16 protein-coding genes are annotated in these 20570 nt (G+C 52.7%); 1 reads left to right on the forward strand and 15 read right to left on the reverse strand.

Translation table 11 applies throughout. The features are described 5' to 3' along the window. Positions 1-14: 14 nt before the first annotated feature. Positions 15-974, forward strand: coding sequence for a hypothetical protein (locus A3844_RS32030; RefSeq protein WP_083606988.1), 960 nt, complete (start codon positions 15-17; stop codon positions 972-974). A 76-nt stretch (positions 975-1050) separates the two neighbouring features. Here the strand turns inward: A3844_RS32030 and ilvA are convergent, their stop codons facing one another. From ilvA to purK, 15 genes are all read right to left on the reverse strand, one after another. Next, positions 1051-2313 (reverse strand): threonine ammonia-lyase IlvA, encoded by a 1263-nt coding sequence (gene ilvA / locus A3844_RS23660; protein WP_074084255.1) that lies wholly within the window; start codon positions 2311-2313, stop codon positions 1051-1053. 585 nt (positions 2314-2898) lie between these two features. Then, positions 2899-3156: an aspartyl-phosphate phosphatase Spo0E family protein gene (locus A3844_RS23665; protein WP_074084254.1), complete on the reverse strand. Its 258-nt coding sequence runs from the start codon at positions 3154-3156 to the stop codon at positions 2899-2901. Positions 3157-3400: 244 nt separating this feature from the next. Continuing rightward, positions 3401-4810, reverse strand: coding sequence for a helix-turn-helix domain-containing protein (locus A3844_RS23670; RefSeq protein ID WP_074102814.1), 1410 nt, complete (start codon positions 4808-4810; stop codon positions 3401-3403). Positions 4811-5058: 248 nt separating this feature from the next. Beyond that, the gene (locus A3844_RS23675; protein WP_074108649.1) at positions 5059-6372 is read right to left on the reverse strand and encodes an SEC-C metal-binding domain-containing protein; all 1314 of its coding nucleotides are present in this window, start codon (positions 6370-6372) and stop codon (positions 5059-5061) included. A gap of 273 nt (positions 6373-6645) precedes the next feature. After that, complete coding sequence (gene purD, locus A3844_RS23680) at positions 6646-7911, reverse strand: phosphoribosylamine--glycine ligase (protein WP_074108650.1); 1266 nt, start codon at positions 7909-7911, stop codon at positions 6646-6648. 22 nt (positions 7912-7933) lie between these two features. Then, a complete protein-coding gene (purH, locus tag A3844_RS23685; protein ID WP_074108651.1) occupies positions 7934-9481 on the reverse strand; it encodes a bifunctional phosphoribosylaminoimidazolecarboxamide formyltransferase/IMP cyclohydrolase in 1548 nt (515 codons plus the stop codon). A 315-nt stretch (positions 9482-9796) separates the two neighbouring features. Next, a complete protein-coding gene (gene purN, locus A3844_RS23690; RefSeq protein ID WP_178382394.1) occupies positions 9797-10411 on the reverse strand; it encodes a phosphoribosylglycinamide formyltransferase in 615 nt (204 codons plus the stop codon). Continuing rightward, positions 10411-11451, reverse strand: a complete 1041-nt coding sequence (purM, locus tag A3844_RS23695; RefSeq protein WP_074108652.1) for a phosphoribosylformylglycinamidine cyclo-ligase — start codon at positions 11449-11451, stop codon at positions 10411-10413. The genes purN and purM overlap by 1 nt, the downstream gene beginning before the upstream one ends. Before the next feature lie 645 nt (positions 11452-12096). Then, positions 12097-13593, reverse strand: a complete 1497-nt coding sequence (gene purF, locus A3844_RS23700) for an amidophosphoribosyltransferase (RefSeq protein WP_074084247.1) — start codon at positions 13591-13593, stop codon at positions 12097-12099. Beyond that, entirely contained in the window at positions 13578-15824 is a 2247-nt protein-coding gene (gene purL / locus A3844_RS23705) for a phosphoribosylformylglycinamidine synthase subunit PurL (RefSeq protein ID WP_074102817.1), read from the reverse strand. Before purL ends, purF begins: the two co-directional genes overlap by 16 nt. Continuing rightward, complete coding sequence (gene purQ / locus A3844_RS23710) at positions 15802-16491, reverse strand: phosphoribosylformylglycinamidine synthase subunit PurQ (protein WP_074084245.1); 690 nt, start codon at positions 16489-16491, stop codon at positions 15802-15804. Before purQ ends, purL begins: the two co-directional genes overlap by 23 nt. Positions 16492-16496: 5 nt before the next feature. Next, the gene (purS, locus tag A3844_RS23715; protein ID WP_019913657.1) at positions 16497-16742 is read right to left on the reverse strand and encodes a phosphoribosylformylglycinamidine synthase subunit PurS; all 246 of its coding nucleotides are present in this window, start codon (positions 16740-16742) and stop codon (positions 16497-16499) included. A gap of 63 nt (positions 16743-16805) precedes the next feature. After that, positions 16806-17696 carry a phosphoribosylaminoimidazolesuccinocarboxamide synthase gene (locus tag A3844_RS23720; RefSeq protein ID WP_074108653.1) on the reverse strand — a complete coding sequence of 297 codons (891 nt, stop codon included), beginning with the start codon at positions 17694-17696 and terminating at the stop codon, positions 16806-16808. 373 nt (positions 17697-18069) lie between these two features. Further along, entirely contained in the window at positions 18070-19365 is a 1296-nt protein-coding gene (gene purB, locus A3844_RS23725; protein ID WP_074102818.1) for an adenylosuccinate lyase, read from the reverse strand. 6 nt (positions 19366-19371) lie between these two features. Continuing rightward, complete coding sequence (gene purK, locus A3844_RS23730) at positions 19372-20532, reverse strand: 5-(carboxyamino)imidazole ribonucleotide synthase (RefSeq protein ID WP_074108659.1); 1161 nt, start codon at positions 20530-20532, stop codon at positions 19372-19374. Positions 20533-20570: the final 38 nt, after the last annotated feature.

Below are 20570 nucleotides of genomic sequence, written 5' to 3' on the forward strand. Positions count from 1 at the left end.
AGGGGGAAACGTCCATGAAAATGAAAAAAATTCTTCTATCCGCCGCTATAACTGCTGTTCTGGGACTGCCTGCAGGGATTAACGGACATGTTCTGGCAGAGGGTGCAGCTACCGGAACCGCCGGAGCTTCCGCCCCTGCCCCTGGAAGCAAGGTGACCGCTGAAGCGGGCAGCAGTCATGCTGAAGCGGTATACAAGGCGGCTCTCCCGATGCTGGCCTCTTCCGCCAGACTTCCGGAGGCAGTCCGGTTCCTGAACAGCAATATCTATGCGGTCAGCCCTTATCAGGCAACCGTATTGACCCTGAAGCTGGAGAATCTTCATAAGGCTGCCATGAATACCTGGGAGAGCAAATTCAGCAGCAGCAGTGTTCAGCGGAAGCTGACCTCAGTCTACAAAGCAGGCATCAGCATGACCAAGCTGGCCGAGACCACCCAGGATGCTTCGTTGCGGGACCTGCTGAAGAGTGCAGGGGAAAGCGGCTATAAGCTGGAGACGGCTGAAGGCTCCTTTTTTCCGGTGATTGATTATGCGGCTTACCGCAAATATAAAGTTTACGTTACGAATGACATCCGTGATTATATTTCCATTATGGCTACGGAAGCAGACCTGCCCTCCTCCAAAGATAACGGACTGGTTATTTCCTGGGGGGATGTTGCCGCCCGGGCGCTGGCTCAGGAGGAGTTCATCCAGAGCCACCCCAAATCGAACCGTATTTCGGCGGTGAAGGCCTTATATTCCCAATATGTAATCAATACCTTTTATGGACAAAACAATACCCCTCTTTTCCATTATGACAATCTGGAGATGGACCTGGAGGCACAGAAGGCATACAGCAGCATTCTCTCCAAGAGCAATGGCAGCAGCCCTTTTCTCCTGAAACTGGAGGGCTTCATGAAGCTGCTGAAGGAGAATGGCTATAAGCTGGATGATGGTGTTACTGATTATCTGAAGACTGAGGTACCTCAGTCTTAAATCCCCATAATATAGAAGGCCCGCCCCATAACTTCCTGGGACGGGCCTTTTTCGTCTGTATGCAATGGATAGAGGATTAGATCAGCATATTAAACAAGTTGGGATCCTTATTGATTTCCAGATAATCCACACCTTTTTGCTTCATCCGTTCAATGAGCGGGGTGTAATCCTCTTTATGCTGAAGCTCAATTCCGACCAGCGCCGGACCGTTCTCCTTTTCATTCTTCTTCGTATATTCGAAACGTGTGATATCATCTCCGGGTCCAAGCACCTCAGCGAGGAACTCGCGCAGGGCACCGGCGCGCTGCGGAAAGTTAACCATGAAATAATGCTTAAGACCTTCATAGATCAGCGACCGTTCCTTGATCTCCTGCATCCGGTCAATATCATTGTTCCCGCCGCTGATGATACAGACCACCGTTTTGCCGCGGATTTGGTCGCGGTACAGATCAAGCGCCGCGATGGGCAGCGAGCCTGCAGGCTCCACAACAATCGCATTCTCGTTGTACAGCTCCAGAATGGTCGTACAAGCCTTGCCCTCCGGCACCTTAACCACATCGTCAAGGCGGCGGGAGCAGATATCATAAGTCAATCCGCCCACTCGTTTCACGGCAGCTCCATCGACAAATTTATTAATCTCTTCCAGGGTGATCACTTCTCCGCGCTTCAGCGCTTCGCTCATCGAGGCCGCGCCGGAAGGCTCAACGCCAATAACCTTTGTAGAAGGGCTCACCGTCTTCACATAGGTGGCAACACCCGCTGCCAGGCCGCCTCCGCCAATGGTAACAAACACAAAGTCAGCGGGCTTGTCCAGGCTCTCCATAACCTCCATCGCAATCGTACCGTTTCCGGCGATAATCCGCGGTTCATCGAACGGATGAATCAGTGTCATACTATGATCAATGCATGCCTGCAGCGCCTCATCATAAGCATCATCGAAGGTGTCGCCCTTTAGAATGACCTCAACATACTCGCCGCCGAACTTCCGGACCTGCTTAATCTTTTGATTAGGAGTGGTGGTTGGCATATATATCTTCCCTTTAATGCCCAGAGCCTTGCAGGAGTAGGCTACACCCTGCGCATGGTTCCCCGCGCTTGCACAGACAATGCCCTTGGCTCTATCCTCTGCAGACAAGCTGCGGATCATATTATAGGCACCCCGGATCTTGAAGGAGCGGACAATCTGCAGATCCTCACGTTTCAAATACACATTACAGCCGTATCTGGCCGACAGCACCGTATCCAACTGCAAAGGGGTGCGGACGATAACCTCCCGCAGCACATGATGCGCACGCACAATATCTTCCATTCCTACGATCCGGTCTTCGCCTTCTCTCATTTTCCCTCGCCTCACTGTCTCTAACTTATCAATTTGCTTCTTGTAACATACTCTTCCGGGGACATTTTTTCAAGCATTGTCCTCTCCAGGTTAGTACACTTTGAATCTGGATACCGTGTGCAGCAGGTTCGCCGGGCTGTGCTTGATCTCTTCCATCTCGGCAACGCCTACGTAATCTGCTCTACACTCTCAGCGGGCTGAAGCCGTTGGCGGATCTTGACGCTGATTATCCCCTTACCGTTTCACTCCAAAAGAACATAACTTAACAAGCGTTTACCTTTGTAAACGCCCAAATCGAAGCCGGTTTATTGGATTACACAAGAATATAAGCCCATTTATGTTAGGTTTTATATTAGGAAGGCTGACACAATTAATTAAGAGGGAGGTTGTGGAGAAAAAATTAAGGTGGGGTTATAACAGAGGCGTTGTACCACCGCAGGCATTGTATTGCTTTTTCTCCAAATAATAGCCTGCGGCGTAAACGACCTGCTGTTCCATTCGAGCATGTCCAAGTATGCTGGTGCATCTGATAGAGAGAATAACTGCGAAGGCGGTATAATGCGTAGAGTGCTTCCACGCTCCCTTTTAGGATGCGGAGTTTGCGGTCCGATACAGCTGTGCACGCGTTGGCCATAGCTCTTCGGCTGCCAGCCTGCTGCCGGCTGCACCTGATCTTTTTTTCACTTGGGCGACGTTGCTTCGGGTGTATTGATTAATCAGTTCGTCGAGTACCATCGATTGATGAAGCACAGCCGGATGATCCAGATCGTACTTGTATTGCAGATTGTTCAAATCTCGCCGGGCTTGTTCCAAAGTTTGTTTCAAACAGTCCTGTTCTCTCACTTCTATCCCTCCTCTTTTAGTATTTTAGAGGGCTATGTCTTTTTCGGGGTGAAAATTTTTTCAGATAATTTTTGGAAGAATTGAAAAAAGACCAGCCAAGGACTTGCCAAGGAATGGTCTTTTTTCGAGCAATATCGTCTACTCCAGAACTATAGTAATAGATTAACCCCCATGATTATCGGACATAATGACGAAGGAATGTGAGGTACCCGAATGAATTGGAACAACAAGCACCAGGGCAAAACTAGCTACGACCAATAGAGATGCCAATTTTCTTTTCATGTTCTTCTTCCTCCTCTTTTAATAGGTTCTGATATCTATGTTGTATTTCATGGGGTGCAAATGCTCTATATCTCTCAAATAACCTCACACAGGCGAGAATACGGGTTTCGTTGTTGATGAGAGATGACGTGAACAGACTAGACAATAAGTATTCAAAACCTATCTGGTATAGGCTTTGTTTCAGATAGTACAGGGCCACTCCGTATAGAAAACGGGCGTGCTGCTCAGAGACCACTTGCTTCGTATATACACCCACAGCCTCTTGATATTTTATCTGCATGTAGCCGTTGATTTCAGAATTAAAATACTGCAGGATGTGATCCACATTGAGATCAAACAGATTGGCCGCCTCTGTAATATTTAATAAGCCGACCAGAAGCTCATCCTTGTTCTGTTCAATATAGAAAACATAATCAGCTAGTACACTTTCATCCCCGCGCATCAGCTTGGATACGTAGATGTTGGCCTGTGCCCATCCTTTATACAGTTTCAGCCAATGCAGGGTGTCCTCATCGGTTTCTTTGACCCAGCTCAAGTCTTCATAGGCGTATGTGTATTGGATTCCCTGCTCATAATCGTTCCTGGAATCGCAGACGCTCCCGCGAAGCAGATAAGAGAAGGCCAGATATACAAACATCGGTTTCTTAGGTTTCTTAGGCTGCTCCCGTTTCGCCCTCGCCGGCTGTGGTATCGTAAAAAGCTGGATTCTTGCCAGCCGTTCCATCTCCTCGGCTATCGGTTCCACTTTGTCCCAACGCCTAAGCGAACGGTAGGTATTCGCCAGATCCCGTAGCGCATCAAGCTGATCGATTTCGTCAAGCCGGTCTACAAAAGGCTCAAACTGGAGCGCACACTGGAGGTTATCCTCCTGATTATCGCTTAGCCGAAGTGTAAACAGGCGATACTGGCAAAAGGCCAGGCGTTCGGAATGCTGCCTCCTCTCACTGAGGGCAACGCTCTCATAGATCAAGACTGCTGCGGCGCGCCTGCCTTCCACGAAGAATTCCTCAGCGGTCTCAAACAGCAAAGGGGAGTAGGTCAGATTGTCCAGGAGCAGCGGCAGAATCCGCTTGATGCAATCAAGCTTGTCCAACTCTGCACAACGATAGAGAAAGGGTCTGACTCTTCGCCAGTTCGGTACGGCTTCAACCATACACTCCTGAATATACTGCTCGTAAAAATGTCCTTTGGGCAAGCCGAGGACAGCAGTCATACGGTCCAGCTGATCCACGCCCATAATCCGGTTACCCTTTAGAATAGAACTCACGGTACCTGCATTAAGCCCCGCAAGCCTTCCCAATTGGCTGAAGCTCAGAGCCTCACGTTCGATAAAACGCTCCAGCTCGGTGCGAATCGTGGTTGCATGGTTCAAAAAAAACACCCCTTAGACCCGCTTCACAATGGCGAAATTTCCCGATGTAACTTCGCTAACATTTGATAATATTTACTAATATATTGCAAATATAACCACATTTCTCCGTCAGGTCAATTCTTTTTTTTGCATTCTTCTTTTTTCTGCATCATGTTATATAATACGCCATTTTTCGCGTGGAATTTTGACATAAAAGCACAAAAAATCACAGCCGGATCCGGCTGTGATTTGTATTTCAGTGTTCATCCCTACTGCTTCAGCATCCACTTCAGCAGATCAGGTACGCTCGCCCATAGACGGGAGTGCATAATGACATATTCGATCGCTTCATTGGAATCACCCATTCCGACAAAATCAGGAAGGTTATGCGGCAGCCGCTTCACACCCAGCAGATAATCGGGCACATGCTTGTTCACACCCCGTGCCACGCGGTAGAGCATTTTGAGCTGGGAGGTGATTCCGTTCTTCTTGTATTCCAGAATGATGCGGTCATAGGCATAAGCGGCAGCAGCATCATCCTTGCCGTACTTCTCCAGCACCTGCTCAGCCTGCTTCAACTGGTTGCTGTACAGGTATACGGCAGCAAGCAGATAGCGCGCACCGGTATTATCTTCCGTATTCAGCTCCAGAATATGCTCCAGAATTTGCGCTGCTTCTTTGGCATTTCCGCCAAACCAGCAGGATTCAGCGTAGCTTTTACAAATCCGGATGTACGGGCGGGTCTCATGAAGACCCCAGAAGTGCCCCTTATTCTTCTCAAAAAAGAGTTCACCCAGCTCTCGTTCACCTGCAGCGATCCCCGCTTTGAGATGAGCCCGTGCATCTTGTTCATTCTCCGATTCTTCAGCCAGGATCAGATAGGCGTCTGAGCTGTCTGGATACAGGTCCAGCGCAGCCTGCGCCAGCTGTATTCTCCGTTTGGAGGACGTTGCTTCCATGGCTTTGTACAGCAGAGCCTGGGCTTTATCCTTGGGTGTGCCCGGACCGTTCATTGCCAAAAGCTCATCTGCCTCGCCGCCCATGCCATACTCCTCGATATAGTTAAGCATTTCTTTGACCTTGCGAGAAATTGTAGCCGTTGTGACCTCATATTTATCGGCGAGTTCCGCCTGCGTAATATTGAAGCCGTACTCCTCAGACAGCAGATACTCAATTGCCGCACAGAAAGAGCCTGTCTTCTTTACAGCAGGTTTGGTCTGGCGGGAATACCCGTTCCATAGCACCAGAGCTTCAAAAATCAGCTCCCGCTCGTATTGATTTCTCATACTCTCGATAAGCTGCAAAGCCAGCTGTTCGTGAGCCGGGTGCTCCCATTTCAGTTCACGAGCCACCATCTTCTTCAGCTTGGTCAGGGTAAGCTTGTTCTCAGGCCGAATTGCGGTTTCCTGGACTGCCTCTTCCATTTCCGGCAGCGAGGCTGCAGCCTCTTGCGCGGCCGCTTCCCCCGTTGTTACCAGCCGCAATATGGATTCTACTGCAGAGGATTCCTTGTCCAGGCAGCATCTCTTATATTTTTTCCCGCTTCCGCATGGGCACAAGTCATTTCTTCCAACCTTACTCAAAAGTAATTCCCCCTTAAATCTGTAACTAACCATTCGCATGAGCGTATTGCTGCTTTAGCACTACAGGTATCATTTCCGGGCACGAGGCATTCTATATGACTTGCATTTCTAATGATTTAAAAAAGGCCTTTCCTGAAAGGAAAGACCCTTTATCTGTATATATCCGCACATTTTTCCCCCGTACGAGTTGTATTATAGCACTTCTTCTATCACTTGTCAGTCCTTTTTTAGGACTAATAGCGTAAAAGGGTTCTCTAATACAGTTCTTTGTCCTCAGACCAATGCCTTCATAGCGATGTCGGTGCGGCTGTGCATTCCGGGAAATGAAATCTTTGCCGCACTGGCATATGCTGCTGAACGCGCTTCGGCAATGCTGGCTCCCATGCCAACGACGCCCAGCACCCGTCCGCCATTGGTCACCCATGTCCCATCTTCCGTACGCGCAGTTCCGGCATGAAAAACCAGCTCATTGGCGCGGTCCCCGAGTCCTGAAATCGGCACTCCTTTTGGATAAGGGCCCGGGTATCCTTCGGAAGCCAAGACTACACATACAGCGGCTTCCTCGCTCCATTCAATCTCGATATCTGCGAGTCTTCCCTCGGTTACAGCAAGAAAGATCTCCAGCAGATCACTCTTTAATCTTGGAAGCACGACCTGTGTCTCGGGATCGCCAAAGCGTGCGTTAAATTCAATGGTCTTCGGTTTGCCCTCCGGAGAGATCATCAGACCGGCGAACAAGACGCCGCTGAATGGGCGGCCTTCCGCTACCATTGCCCGCGCAGTCGGCTTGATAATCGTTTCCAAGGCTTCCTGAATAATGGCCTCGTCAATATGCGGCAGAGGTGAATAGGTACCCATTCCGCCTGTATTGGGACCTTTGTCATCGTCAAATGCAGGCTTGTGGTCCTGTGCAGCAGCCATCGGACGCACAGTTTCTCCATCAACAAAGGCAAGAATCGACATTTCCTGCCCGGCCAGAAACTCCTCAATGACCACCTGTGCACCGGCTTCCCCAAACACCTTGGTCACCATAATATCCTGCAGGGCAAGCTCCGCTTCTTCACGGGAATAGGCCACGGTTACGCCCTTTCCAGCCGCCAGCCCGTCTGCTTTAATGACAATCGGCAGGCCCTGGCTGCGTAAATAGGCGAGTGCGGCCTCATAATCGCTGAACTTCTCATAGGCTGCGGTAGGAATACTGTATTTATGCAGGAGGTCCTTCATAAAGGTCTTGCTGCCTTCAATTTCTGCCGCATTCTTGCGTGGTCCGAATACAGGAATATCTTCCGCTTCAAATGCATCGACTATGCCAGCAGCAAGCGGATCATCCGGTCCGATAACCACATAGTCAATGTTCTTGTCCTTGGCAAAAGCGGTCAACTTATCGAACTCGAACACGTCGATCGGTACACATTCCGCAAGCTGTGCAATCCCGGCGTTGCCGGGTGCACAGTAGATTTTGCCGGCTTTGGGACTGCGGGACAGGCTCCAGATGATAGCATGCTCCCGGCCGCCCCCGCCCACTACTAAAATATCCATTGAAATGAGCCCTCCCAGCGTTCTAGTGTTTGAAATGGCGAACGCCGGTGAAGACCATGGCAATACCATATTCGTTAGCAACCTTGATGGACTCCTCGTCCTTGATGGAACCGCCTGGTTGAATGACTGCGGTTATCCCTGCTTTTGCTGCCATTTCCAGCGTATCGCCCATCGGGAAAAAGGCATCGGATGCTAATATGGAGCCTTTGGCTTTCTCCCCGGCCTGCTCGATGGCAATCTTCGCTGCACCGACACGGTTCATTTGGCCTGCGCCTACGCCGACTGTCATATCATCTGCCGCCAGCACAATCGCGTTAGATTTCACATGCTTAACGACCTTCCAGCCGAACAGCAGCTGCTTCAATTCTTCCTCTGTTGGCTTGCGGGTAGTCACTACCTGCAGCTCCTCAGGATTGACGGAATGCACATCGCTCTCCTGAACGACCATGCCACCTTCAATTGAGGTCACCACAAAGCTCGATTTGCGCGCTGTAGCCGTGCTGAGATTTCCGAGTTTGAGCAGCCGGATGTTCTTTTTCTTCGTGAGAATTTCCAGCGCTTCGTCGGTAAAGCCCGGGGCCAGCACGATTTCCAGAAAAATATCCTTCAGCATATTGGCCGTATCGGCATCAATAATCCGGTTCGCGGCTACAATTCCGCCAAAGATGGAGGTTGGATCGGCATTATAAGCTTTTTGATAAGCTTCATATACACTTGCCCCAACGCCTACGCCGCAAGGATTCATATGCTTAACTGCTACAACAGCCGGCTCTTCGAACTCCTTCACAATCTGTAAAGCCGCGTTGGCATCATTGATATTGTTGTAGGAGAGCTCTTTGCCGTGAAGCTGCTCGGCAGCCGTGAGTGTATCCTGGGCAGCCAGAGGTTTGCGGTAGAAGGCAGCCTTCTGATGCGGATTCTCCCCGTAACGCAGATCCTGAATCTTCTCGTAGGTTACCGTATAGCGCTCCGGCAGCGGTTCACCGGTCACATTCGCCAGATAATCGGAAATCAGGGCATCGTAAGCCGCCGTGTGGCGGAACACTTTTGCCGCAAGACGTTTGCGGGTCTCTAGAGTCGTATCTCCGCCTGCGCGTACTTCCTCAAGCACGGTAGCATAATCAGCTGAATCCACTACCACACTGACAAAGGCATGGTTCTTCGCCGCCGAACGCAGCATCGTCGGTCCGCCGATATCGATGTTCTCGATGGCTTCCTCATACGATACATCCGGTTTGGCAATCGTCTCCGCGAACGGATAGAGATTTACCACGACCAGATCGATGTAGTCCAGACCCAGCTCCTGCATCTGACGCGTATGCTCCTCGTTGTCACGAACCGCCAGAAGGCCGCTGTGTACAGCCGGATGCAGTGTTTTAACACGTCCATCCATAATTTCCGGAAAGCCCGTCACATCAGAAATGCCGATGACCGGTACGCCTTCTTTGGCCAAAAGGGTGCTAGTGCCGCCTGTGGAGATGATTTCTACGCCCAATGCAGACAACTCGCGGCAAAAATCCACGATGCCCTGTTTGTCCGATACGCTGACCAGCGCTCTTTTGATACTCACTTTGAATAGTCCCCTTCCGGATGATGCTGAATTTAGTTACAGGTGAATCGGTACTGAAGCACTGCTATGTGAAAATTGGCCTTAGCTTTATTAGTTGAACTTTAGATAATCCCAATGGGTTCTGGTCGTAACTGCAGGGAATGTATGGATTTCTATCCGCACAACAATATTCGCACATAACCCTCCTGCTGCTCGACATCTGCTCCCCGCTTGTGCAATATTTCCCGAGAAATATCAGAACAGGTCAGGCTCGTCTGAGAAAGTCGATTCATGCGCTTATGAAGCTGCCTCTAGGACACATCCCGGACCAATATGCTATCTGCGGATAATGGTCTGTCTGCCCTCCAGCGTAACCTTCCCCTCAGCCAATGCACGCACAACCTCGGGATACAGCTCATATTCGATTTTATGGATGCGTTCTGCCAGCGATTCCGGCGTGTCGCCAGCATTGACGACCACACTGCGCTGGGCAATAACCGGACCGGTGTCCATCCCTCCATCGACAAAATGCACGGTGACTCCGGTCAGCTTGACGCCATACTCCAGAGCCTGGCCAATAGCGTCCTTACCGGCAAACGCAGGCAAAAGCGAAGGATGAATGTTAATAATCCGTCCTCCATAAGGTTCAAGCAAAACCGGGGTAATCAGCCGCATGTATCCGGCCAGCACAATCAGACCGATATCCCGGCGCTTCAGTTCAGCTACAATCTCGGCCTCATATAGCTCACGGCTTGCAAAATCCTTCGGCCGCAGCAGGAGGGAGGGAATACCCGCCTCCTCTGCCCGCTTCGCCACAGGTGCTTCCGGCTTGTCGGACACAAGCAGCTCAATACGGCCTCCTCCAAGCAGTCCTGCCCGCTCCGCCTCTGCCAGTGCGGCAAAATTGCTGCCCTGCCCAGAGGCAAAGACAGCGATCCGGCTCCACTGCATCAGACTTCAGCTCCCGTAAAGGTAACGATGCGATCCCCTTGCGTTACTGTACCAATCCGGTAAGCTTCTTCCCCGGCAGCCTTCAGCAGCTCCAGTGCACGCTCCCCATCAGCTTCAGCTACAACCATCACCAGACCTACACCCATATTAAAGGTGGTGAACATATCGCGGTTGCTCACATTGCCCTTCTTCTGCATCAACCCGAAAATCGGCAATATCGGCCAGGAGCCGTAGTTGATGTCTACATTCACATGGTCCGGCAGTACGCGCGGAATATTCTCAATGAACCCGCCTCCGGTAATATGCGCCATACCTTTGACCGGAAGCTGCTCCAGCAGTGCCAGCAACGGCTTCACATAGATCTTGGTAGGTGCAAGCAGCACATCTACCAGCGGAGCGCCCAGCTCTGGAACCACAGCGCTCAGTTCATAGCCGTCTTCCTCCAGCAAAAGCTTACGCACCAGCGAGAACCCGTTGCTGTGCACCCCACTGGAAGCCAGACCAATGACTGTATCTCCAGGCGCAATGTCCGCACCTGTTACCAGCTTGGCCTTGTCCGCCACACCCACCGTGAATCCGGCGATATCATATTCGCCTGCTGAATACATACCCGGCATCTCCGCAGTCTCGCCGCCGATCAGCGCGCAGCCTGCCTGATGGCAGCCTTCAGCGATCCCGGCAACAATGGCCTCAATCTTCTCCGGCACCACCTTGTCGCAGGCCAGGTAATCGAGGAAGAACAACGGCTCTGCACCCTGTACTACAATATCATTCACACACATGGCTACGGCATCAATACCAATCTTGTCGTGGCGGTCGGCCGCGAAAGCAATTTTGAGCTTCGTGCCCACCCCATCGGTTCCCGATACGAGCACCGGCTCTTCATACTTGTCTTTATTGAGACCAAAGAGCGCTCCGAAGCCGCCCAGCTCCGTCATAACTTCCGGACGGTACGTGCGCTTCACATGCTTTTTCATGCGTTCAACCGCTTCATTGCCAGCCGCAATATCCACTCCGGCGTTTTTGTAAGCTTCTGACACTTGGGACACCTCATTTGAATTAGTTTAGAGCGCGTGTGGTCGGGGCGGCAGGGATTTGAAGCTGGGGTGGTTATTATCGTGATTACAAGGAATGTTTGGACTTCCGATTGCTGTTATGGTTGGATTTCTTTGATTTGAACCGCTCTTCGCGGTAGAAATCCACCCATAAAGGCAAGCGCTACGCTTCTCCAGTTCCAAACTTCCTCTCCATCACTCCAACCACCGGGTTCAAACCCGGCCGCAAGCCGGACTTACGCGCCTTGCACAGGGCAGTCAGTCGGCGCTCTTGGCGAAGCCAAGCGCCTCCTTTAGCGAGAGCACCCCCGCTTTTGCGAAGCAAACAGGACGGGGGCTTGAGCCTTTGGTGTTGCCGCACGAGGCGAAGCCGTGCGCTCCTCGGGCGAGAGCACCCCCGCTTTTGCGAAGCAAACAGGACGGGGGCTTGAGCTCCTAGGCCCGGCGAGGCAGCATGCCGCCAGGGCGCGGTGCGCTGTTGAGCGTGTCCGCAGGACAAAGCGGGCACCCGCACCCACGCCCTCTTAGAAAGCTAAAAACAATCTCCTACCGCCAAACTTTCGGGTGGCCGGAGGGCAGCGCCCTTCGGAATCCCCCTTTGCAAGGGGGACTTAGGGGGATGAACCCATATTAACAAGAGCATCCGTCCTTCTCTTCCCCGCCGAAATCCACCTGCGTCGGGTAATCATTATCGAAACAGGACAGGCACAAACCGCCTTTGTAATCCCCGCTGTTATACCCGCCGATGGACTGAATCAGGCCCTCCGGGGAGAGGAACGCCAGCGAATCGGCATTGATCTCTTCACACATTTCGGCAATCGTCTTGTAAGAGGCGATCAGCTCGCGGCGGTCCGGTGTATCGATGCCGTAGAAGCAAGGATTCTTGAATGGCGGTGAAGTAATCCGCACATGGACTTCGGTTGCTCCGGCTTCACGTAGCAGGTTGACGATCCGGCGCGAGGTAGTGCCGCGTACGATGGAATCGTCGATCATGACTACGCGCTGGCCTTCAACGACGCGGCGGACTGCGCTCAGCTTCATCTTTACGCCCTGCTCACGAAGTTCCTGGCTGGGCTGGATGAAGGTCCGGCCCGTGTATTTGTTCTTGATGAGGCCAAGCTCATAAGGAATACCCGTCTGTTCTGCAAAGCCGATGGCTGCTGAGATACTGGAGTCCGGTACCCCCGTTACGATGTCTGCATCCACGAACGCTTCCAGGGCCATACGGCTGCCCATCCGCTTACGGGCGGAGTGCAGGTTGGATCCGTTCAGATCGCTGTCGGGACGGGCGAAATAAATATATTCCATGGCACACAGTGCTTTGCGCTGCGGCTCAGCGAACCGGTCTTCCTTGAAGCCGTTCTGATCAAGTACCAGCAATTCGCCGGGCTCAATGTCACGGACGAACTGAGCACCAATGACTTCCAGTGCGCAGGATTCCGAAGCGAAAACATAGGCTTCCCCTACACGTCCCATCACTAGCGGGCGGAGGCCATGCGTATCGGATGCTACGATCAGCTTGTCGTTCGTCATCAGCAGGAAGGCAAAGCCTCCCACGAGCTGCTTAAGCGCATCTTTGGTCGCTTCGACAAAATCCTTCTGCGACCTCGCAATCAGATGCGCCAGGACTTCCGTGTCACTTGTGGTCTGGAAAATCGAGCCGCCCTGCTCCAGCTGTTTGCGGATCAGCGGCTCATTGACGATGTTCCCGTTGGTGGCGATCGCCAGATCCCCGTCACGGTATTTAAAGACCAGCGGCTGCGCATTAGTCAGCCGGCTGTCGCCACTGGTGGAATAGCGCACATGGCCAATGGACATATTGCCGATCAGAGAGGCGATTTTGTCCTTGTCGAACACTTCTTTGACCAGTCCCATACCCCGGTGATAGTTGAAGTCACGTCCATCCGCCACGCAGATGCCCGCACTCTCTTCTCCCCGGTGCTGCAGAGCGTGCAGGCCGTAGTACGACATGGAGGCGGCCTCCGGGTGTCCAAAGACCCCGAAGACGCCGCATTCTTCTTTTAGCGTGTCAAAAATATCTCCCGAGCCCGTTCCTTCGTTGTAAAAGTCGCCGGTCCACAGGATAGGGGTCTCCTGCTTGTTCCCGGTCTTTATTTCATAAGACATGGAATAGCATCCTCCCAAGTGATTTTTAATGCCTCTACAGCCTCATCCAGTGCGGATGCGCCGTCCAGGGACACACGAAGTCTATCGCCACCGACGGTTCCGATGATTTCTACCGGTACACCGTAAGCAGCTACCGCTGCTTTCAGCTCTTCCGCACGGTCAGGTGCCGATGTCAGCACAATGCGGGACTGGCTCTCGCTGAACAGCGCCACATCCGGGCGCAGTCCGCCAGCGGACAGCTTCACATTTGCGCCAATCGAACCGCTGATGCAGCTCTCCGCCAGTGCTACAGCTAAACCGCCTTCCGAAAGGTCATGCGCCGAGCGGACCAGACCGCTACGGATGGTGCCGAGCACAGCATCCAGCAGCTTTTGCTCTGTAGCCAGATCCAGTTCTGGCGGACGTCCTTCAGTCAAGCCATGTACGGCATACTGGAACTCACTTCCGCCAAGCTCTGCTTTGGTTACACCCAGCAGCAGAATAGCATCACCTTCTTGCTTGAAGGCTTGTGTAGTAATGTGATCGGTATCTTCAACCAGTCCCACCATACCGACAACCGGGGTAGGATAGATGGCGCCGGCAGCATTTTCGTTGTACAAGCTGACATTTCCGCCGATAACCGGCGTATCCAGCACACGACAGGCTTCAGCCATACCGTCTACCGCCCGTTCCATCTGCCAGAAAATCTCCGGCTTCTCCGGGCTGCCAAAGTTTAGGTTATCCGTAATCGCCAGCGGCTTCGCCCCGGAACAAACGATGTTACGCGCTGCTTCACTTACCGCGATACGTCCGCCCACTTCAGGGTCCAGATAGACATAACGTCCGTTGCAGTCTGTAGTCATTGCCAGGCCTTTGCGTGTGCCGTGAATCGTTACCACTGCCGCATCCGAGCCTGGGCGCACCGCTGTGCTGGTCCGTACCATATAATCATATTGGTTATACACCCATGCTTTGCTTGCCACTGTCGGTGAAGCCAGTATAGTGTGCAGTGCACCGCCAAGATCAGTTACCTCGACATAGCGCAGCGTGTCAACACTGGCGTTCTCCTCATAGTAGGCAGGAACTGCAGATGGTTTTTTATAGATCGGGCATTCATCCACAAGAGCCGTTACGGGCATATCGCCAACAACCTCGCCGTGATGGAACAGCTTCAGACGTCCGTCATCCGTTACCTTGCCCACCTTGCGGCAAATGACACCCCAGCGGTCAAAAATCTCTTGTGCCTGTGCCTCATCCTTAGGCTCTACCACAAACAGCATCCGCTCTTGTGATTCAGAGAGCATCATTTCGTAAGGCGTCATACCGTCTTCACGCTGTGGCACCTGGTCCAGATAGAGTTCAAGACCATTGCCCGCTTTACTTGCCATTTCAGCACTGGAACAGGTCAGTCCGGCTGCGCCCATATCCTGAATGCCAAGCACGATGCCGCTGTCGATCAGCTCCAGGCAGGATTCCATGACCAGCTTTTCCATAAACGGATCGCCGACCTGCACTGCAGTCTTCTTGGCTTCCGATTCTTCGCTCAGCTCCACGGAGGCAAAGGTTGCCCCGTGAATTCCGTCGCGTCCGGTAGGCGGACCAACGTAAAACACTGGATTGCCCACACCTTTAGCGACACCGCGCTGGATTTTATCATGATCAATGAGTCCGACACACATCGCATTGACCAGCGGATTGCCGTCATAGCTGTTGTCGAACATAATTTCGCCGCCCACTGTAGGAATTCCGATACAGTTACCGTAGCCTGCGATACCGGATACCACATGCTCGAACAAATATTTAACCCGGTCACTTTCGAGCTTACCGAAACGCAGGGAGTTCAACAGAGCTACCGGTCTTGCTCCCATCGAGAAAATATCGCGGATAATCCCGCCCACCCCTGTCGCCGCGCCCTGATAAGGCTCGACCGCCGACGGATGGTTGTGACTTTCGATTTTGAATACAACCGCCTGGTTGTCACCGATGTCTACGATACCCGCACCTTCACCAGGTCCCATCAGTACACGCGGCCCGCTTGTAGGGAAACGTCCCAGCAGCGGTTTGGAGTTCTTATAGGCGCAGTGCTCGGACCACATTACGCTGAAGACCCCGATTTCTGTATAGTTTGGCTTGCGGCCCATGAAAGAAGTGATGAGCTCATATTCGCTGTCCGACACACCGAATTGACTGTAGATTTTCTGCTCCGCGATTTGCTCTGCGGTCGGCTCCTTAGCGGATACTTGCTGCGTCATAACGATCCCTCCATGTCTTGAGAATGGATGTGAACATCCGTTTGCCGTCTTCCGAACCCAGCAGGCTGTTCGCCGCGCGTTCCGGGTGAGGCATCATGCCAACCACATTGCCCTGCACATTGCAAATTCCCGCAATATGTTCCACAGAACCGTTAGGGTTATCGCTGTAAGTGAAGACGATCTGATTGTTAGCTTTTAGTCCGGCCAGAGTCTCTTCATCGCAGTAGTAGTTGCCTTCACCGTGTGCGATTGGAATGACGATCTCTTCATCCTTCGCATAATCAATAGTAAACGGGGTAGTGTTATTAACCACCTTAAGCACCGAATCATGACAGCGGAACTTCATCGACATGTTGCGGCGAAGTGCTCCCGGCAGTAAGCCGGCTTCGGTCAAAATTTGGAACCCGTTGCAGATGCCCAGCACATATTTGCCCTGTTCTACCGCTTTGGCCACTTCGGCCATGACCGGAGCAAACCGGGAAATCGCGCCGCAGCGCAGATAATCACCATAAGAGAAACCGCCTGGTACAATAATGCAGTCATAGTCGGACAGATCCGTCGCCGTATGCCACACGTAATCTACAGGCTCACCCAGGCTGTCTTCTACAGCTTTGTAGCAGTCAATGTCACAATTGGAGCCCGGAAAGACAAGTACAGCAAATTTCATGACTTTTAGTCCTCCAATTCGTAGCGGTAATCCTCGATCACCGTGTTGGCCAGCAGCTTTTCGCACATTTCTTTAAGGCGTCCTTCCGCTTCAGCGCGGTTATCAGTATCCAGGGTCAGTTCCATATACTTGCCGATCCGCAGGCTCTCCACTTCCTGAAAACCTACGGAATGCAGCGCTCCTTGCACGGCTACACCTTGGGGATCGAGCACACTTTTCTTGATGGTGACATAGACTGTCGCTTTTAACATACGCTTGTAGTTCCTCCTAAAATTTAATGAGCTTGACTTGGCGCAACTATGACCACTTACAATCTATAAAGACTTGCCGGTGAGACGATGATAAATGTCCAGATAACGGCGTGTTGTTTCTTCCACTACTTCAATAGGCAGCGGGTCGGGTGTGCTGTTCTTATCCCAAGAGGATGCGGACAAATAGGTCCGGACCGGTTCCTTATCCATGCTGTCGATCTCAATATCCAGTGCGTAGTTATGCTTGGCCCAGAAGCGTGAAGCATCCGGTGTAAAAATCTCATCGATCAGGATCACTTTGCCGTCCAGCAGACCGAACTCGAATTTGCAATCCGCCAGGATGATACCGCGCTCTTCACAATATTCTCTGGCAAAAGCGAACAGCTTCAGGCTCTTCTCCTTCAACTCCAGTGCCAGCTCGGCACCAATCAGCTCCTGCATGTTCTCAAAAGGGATATCCTCATCATGACCGACATCATTTTTGGCAGCAGGGGTGAAAATCGGCTGGGCCAGTACTGCATTTTTGCGCAAGCCTAGGGGAAGCTCGATTCCGTTGACTTTCCCAGTCTCCTGATATTGCCGCCAGCCTCCGCCAGTGATACAGCCGCGCACAACGCATTCAATATCAATACGCTCCGCCTTGCGGACGACCATGACACGGTTTTTGAGCGCCTCCCGGTCCTTCACGATCTCTCCAAGCTGGTCTACATCGATATGCACGACATGGTTCTCCATCAGCTCCTTGGTTAATCCGAACCAAAAGGCGCTGAGCCGGTTAAGCACATTGCCTTTCTCCGGCACCGCCGGGTCAAGTACATAGTCAAATGCGGATATCCGGTCCGTGACGACGACCAGCATTTCTTCCCCCAGATCGTATAATTCGCGGACCTTACCTTTGTAGAGCAGCGGTGCATTTACCAGATCCACAGCCGTGGATACGGCAGGGTATGCCATGACCTTTCCTCCCTTGAACTAATGATCTTGCGTATATACTTGAGCTAAAAGAGCTAGGACGTCTTCTTTTCTTCGATTCGAATCCACAAAATTGAATACTCCTTGGGGTTAATAGGTTCACTGCAAGAAATGTTTGGACTTCCGATCGCTGTTATGGTCATATTTCTCTGATTTAACCGCAAGCTGCGGTAGAAATCTGACCATAAAGGCGAACGCTAACGCTTCTCCAGTTCCAAAATTTCTCTCCGTTCATCTTTAACCCAAATGTCTATTCCTATCTCCTGTTGCTCCGCTTCTCAGAAACAAAATAACTTCTCAGCATTTCCGCTCGTATTATTCTCGAGCTCCTCAGTTCACCACTAACTTACCTTTATTAAATAAGCTCCAGCTTGCGGAAGATGGTGTCCACATGCTTAAGGTGCCAAGAAGGATTAAAAGCATCCTCGATCTCTTCCGGGCTAAGCACGGCAGTGATTTCCGGGGTAGCTTCAACGATATCGCGGAACTGGGTTTGTTCCTCCCAGGCCTGCATCGCACGCGGCTGCACGGTATCATAAGCCTGCTCACGGCTGAAGCCTTTGTCGATCAGCTTGGTCAGAATACGGCCGGAGAACGGTACGCCGAAGGTCCGGTTCATGTTGCGTTTCATGTTTTCCGGGAATACGGTCAGGTTCTTCACAATGTTGCCGAAGCGATTCAGCATATAGTTCAGCAGCATCGTTGCATCCGGCAGGATAATCCGCTCCACGGAGGAGTGCGAGATATCGCGTTCATGCCACAGCGGCACGTTCTCGTAAGCAGTAACCATGTGCCCGCGAATGACGCGCGACAAGCCGGAGATGTTCTCACAACCGATGGGATTGCGTTTGTGCGGCATTGCCGAGGAACCCTTTTGGCCTTTGGCAAAAGCTTCCTCCACCTCGCGGATTTCGCTCTTTTGCAGTGCACGGATCTCGGTGGCGAACTTGTCCAGGGACGTGGCGACGAGCGCCAGGGTTGCCATATATTCAGCGTGACGGTCACGCTGCAGTGTTTGTGTAGAAATGGGCGCCGGGCTGGTGCCGAGTTTACGGCAGACGAATTCTTCAACAGACGGATCAATGTTGGCGTAGGTGCCGACCGCGCCGGAGATTTTGCCGAACTGCACACCGTTCGCAGCATGGCGGAAACGTTCCAGGTTGCGCTTCATTTCCTCGTACCAGAGCGCCATTTTGAGACCAAAGGTAGTTGGCTCTGCATGCACGCCATGGGTGCGTCCCATCATCGGAGTGTCTTTGTATGCCAGCGCCTTGTCTTTGAGAATTTCGATAAAGTTCATGATGTCCTTCTCCAGGATTTCATTGGCCTGGCGCAGCAGGTATCCGAGCGCCGTGTCGACAACGTCCGTGGAAGTGAGTCCGTAATGCACCCATTTGCGCTCCGCACCCAGGCTCTCGGATACCGCACGGGTAAAAGCAATCACATCATGGCGCGTTTCCAGCTCAATCTCATTAATGCGGTCGATGTCGAATTTGGCATCCTTCCGCAGCTTCGCGGCATCCTCATGCGGGATTACTCCCAGCTCGGCCCAAGCCTCGCAGGCGCAAATCTCCACTTCCAGCCACGCGTTGAATTTATTTTCTTCGGTCCAAATGGCCCGCATCTCAGGTCTGCTGTAACGTTCGATCATATCTGGTCAGTTCCTCCAAAGGTTAGTTTGCTCTACCCAGGACAGCCCGTCGCCGGTATCCTTGCAGAGCAGGTTGATATGGCCCATTTTACGGCCGGTCTTGCTCTCTGCCTTGCCATATATATGAAGCTTGGGTGCGACACCAAGCCGGTTTGCTTCTTCATTCACCGTGCTGACTGCCTGAACAGCCCCGTCCAGATGCTGGCCGAGTACGTTCACCATGACCACAGGGGTCAGCAGTGAGGTGTCGCCAAGCGGCAGATTGCAGATGGCACGCACATGCTGCTCGAACTGTGAGGTTACGCAGGCGTCCATTGTATAATGCCCGGAATTATGCGGACGCGGCGCCAGCTCATTTACGAACAGCTCGCCCTCTTCGGTCACGAACATTTCCACGGCCAGCAGTCCGACCGCATTCATCCCGGTAACAATCTGTTCGGCCAGCTCGCAGGCCCGCCGCTGAATCTCCTCAGGCACTCTTGCTGGTATGATGGACAGGTGCAGGATGTTGTTCACGTGAATGTTCTCCGCAGGCGGGAAGCTCTTGACCTCGCCGGAGGCGCTGCGGGCGGCAACTACAGAAATTTCGCACTGGAAAGCGACAAATTTCTCCAGCACCAGCTCAGGTAGCGCCTCCCCGGCAGACGTTCCGGGAGCTACCTGCCGGAAGGCGGTTTCCAGCTCTTCAGAGTGCCGGATGACGGCTTGTCCCTTGCCGTCATACCCCCCTGTGGCTGTCTTCAGCACACAGGGCAGGCCCAGCTCGGCAGCAGCGGCCTTAAGCTCCGCCAGGCTGCCGACCTTGCGGTACGGGGCAACGGATACGCCTGCTGCCTCGATGGCGGCTTTTTCGCGCAGCCGGTGCTGCGTTGTATACAGCAGCGCACTGCCCTGCGGCACGTACGACTCTGACGTCAACAGCGCGGCCACGCCCGCGTCAACGTTCTCGAACTCGTACGTGATAACGTCCGCGCGCCGCGCCAGCTCACGCGCTGCGTCCCGGTCGTTGTACGCCGCCGTAATTTGCGGCGTCACCTGCCCGCAGGGCGCATCCGGCGCAGGGTCCAGCGCCACGAAGCGATAGCCCATGGCGCTGCCGGCCAGCGCCATCATACGACCGAGCTGCCCGCCGCCGAGCACGCCGATGGTTGCTCCTGGCAGGAGCATCCGGGGTGTGCCAGCACCTGTCACGCCCGTATCTCCAG

The sequence above is a fragment of the Paenibacillus helianthi genome (assembly GCF_001909055.1).
Classification (GTDB): Bacteria; Bacillota; Bacilli; order Paenibacillales; family Paenibacillaceae; genus Paenibacillus_AQ; species Paenibacillus_AQ helianthi.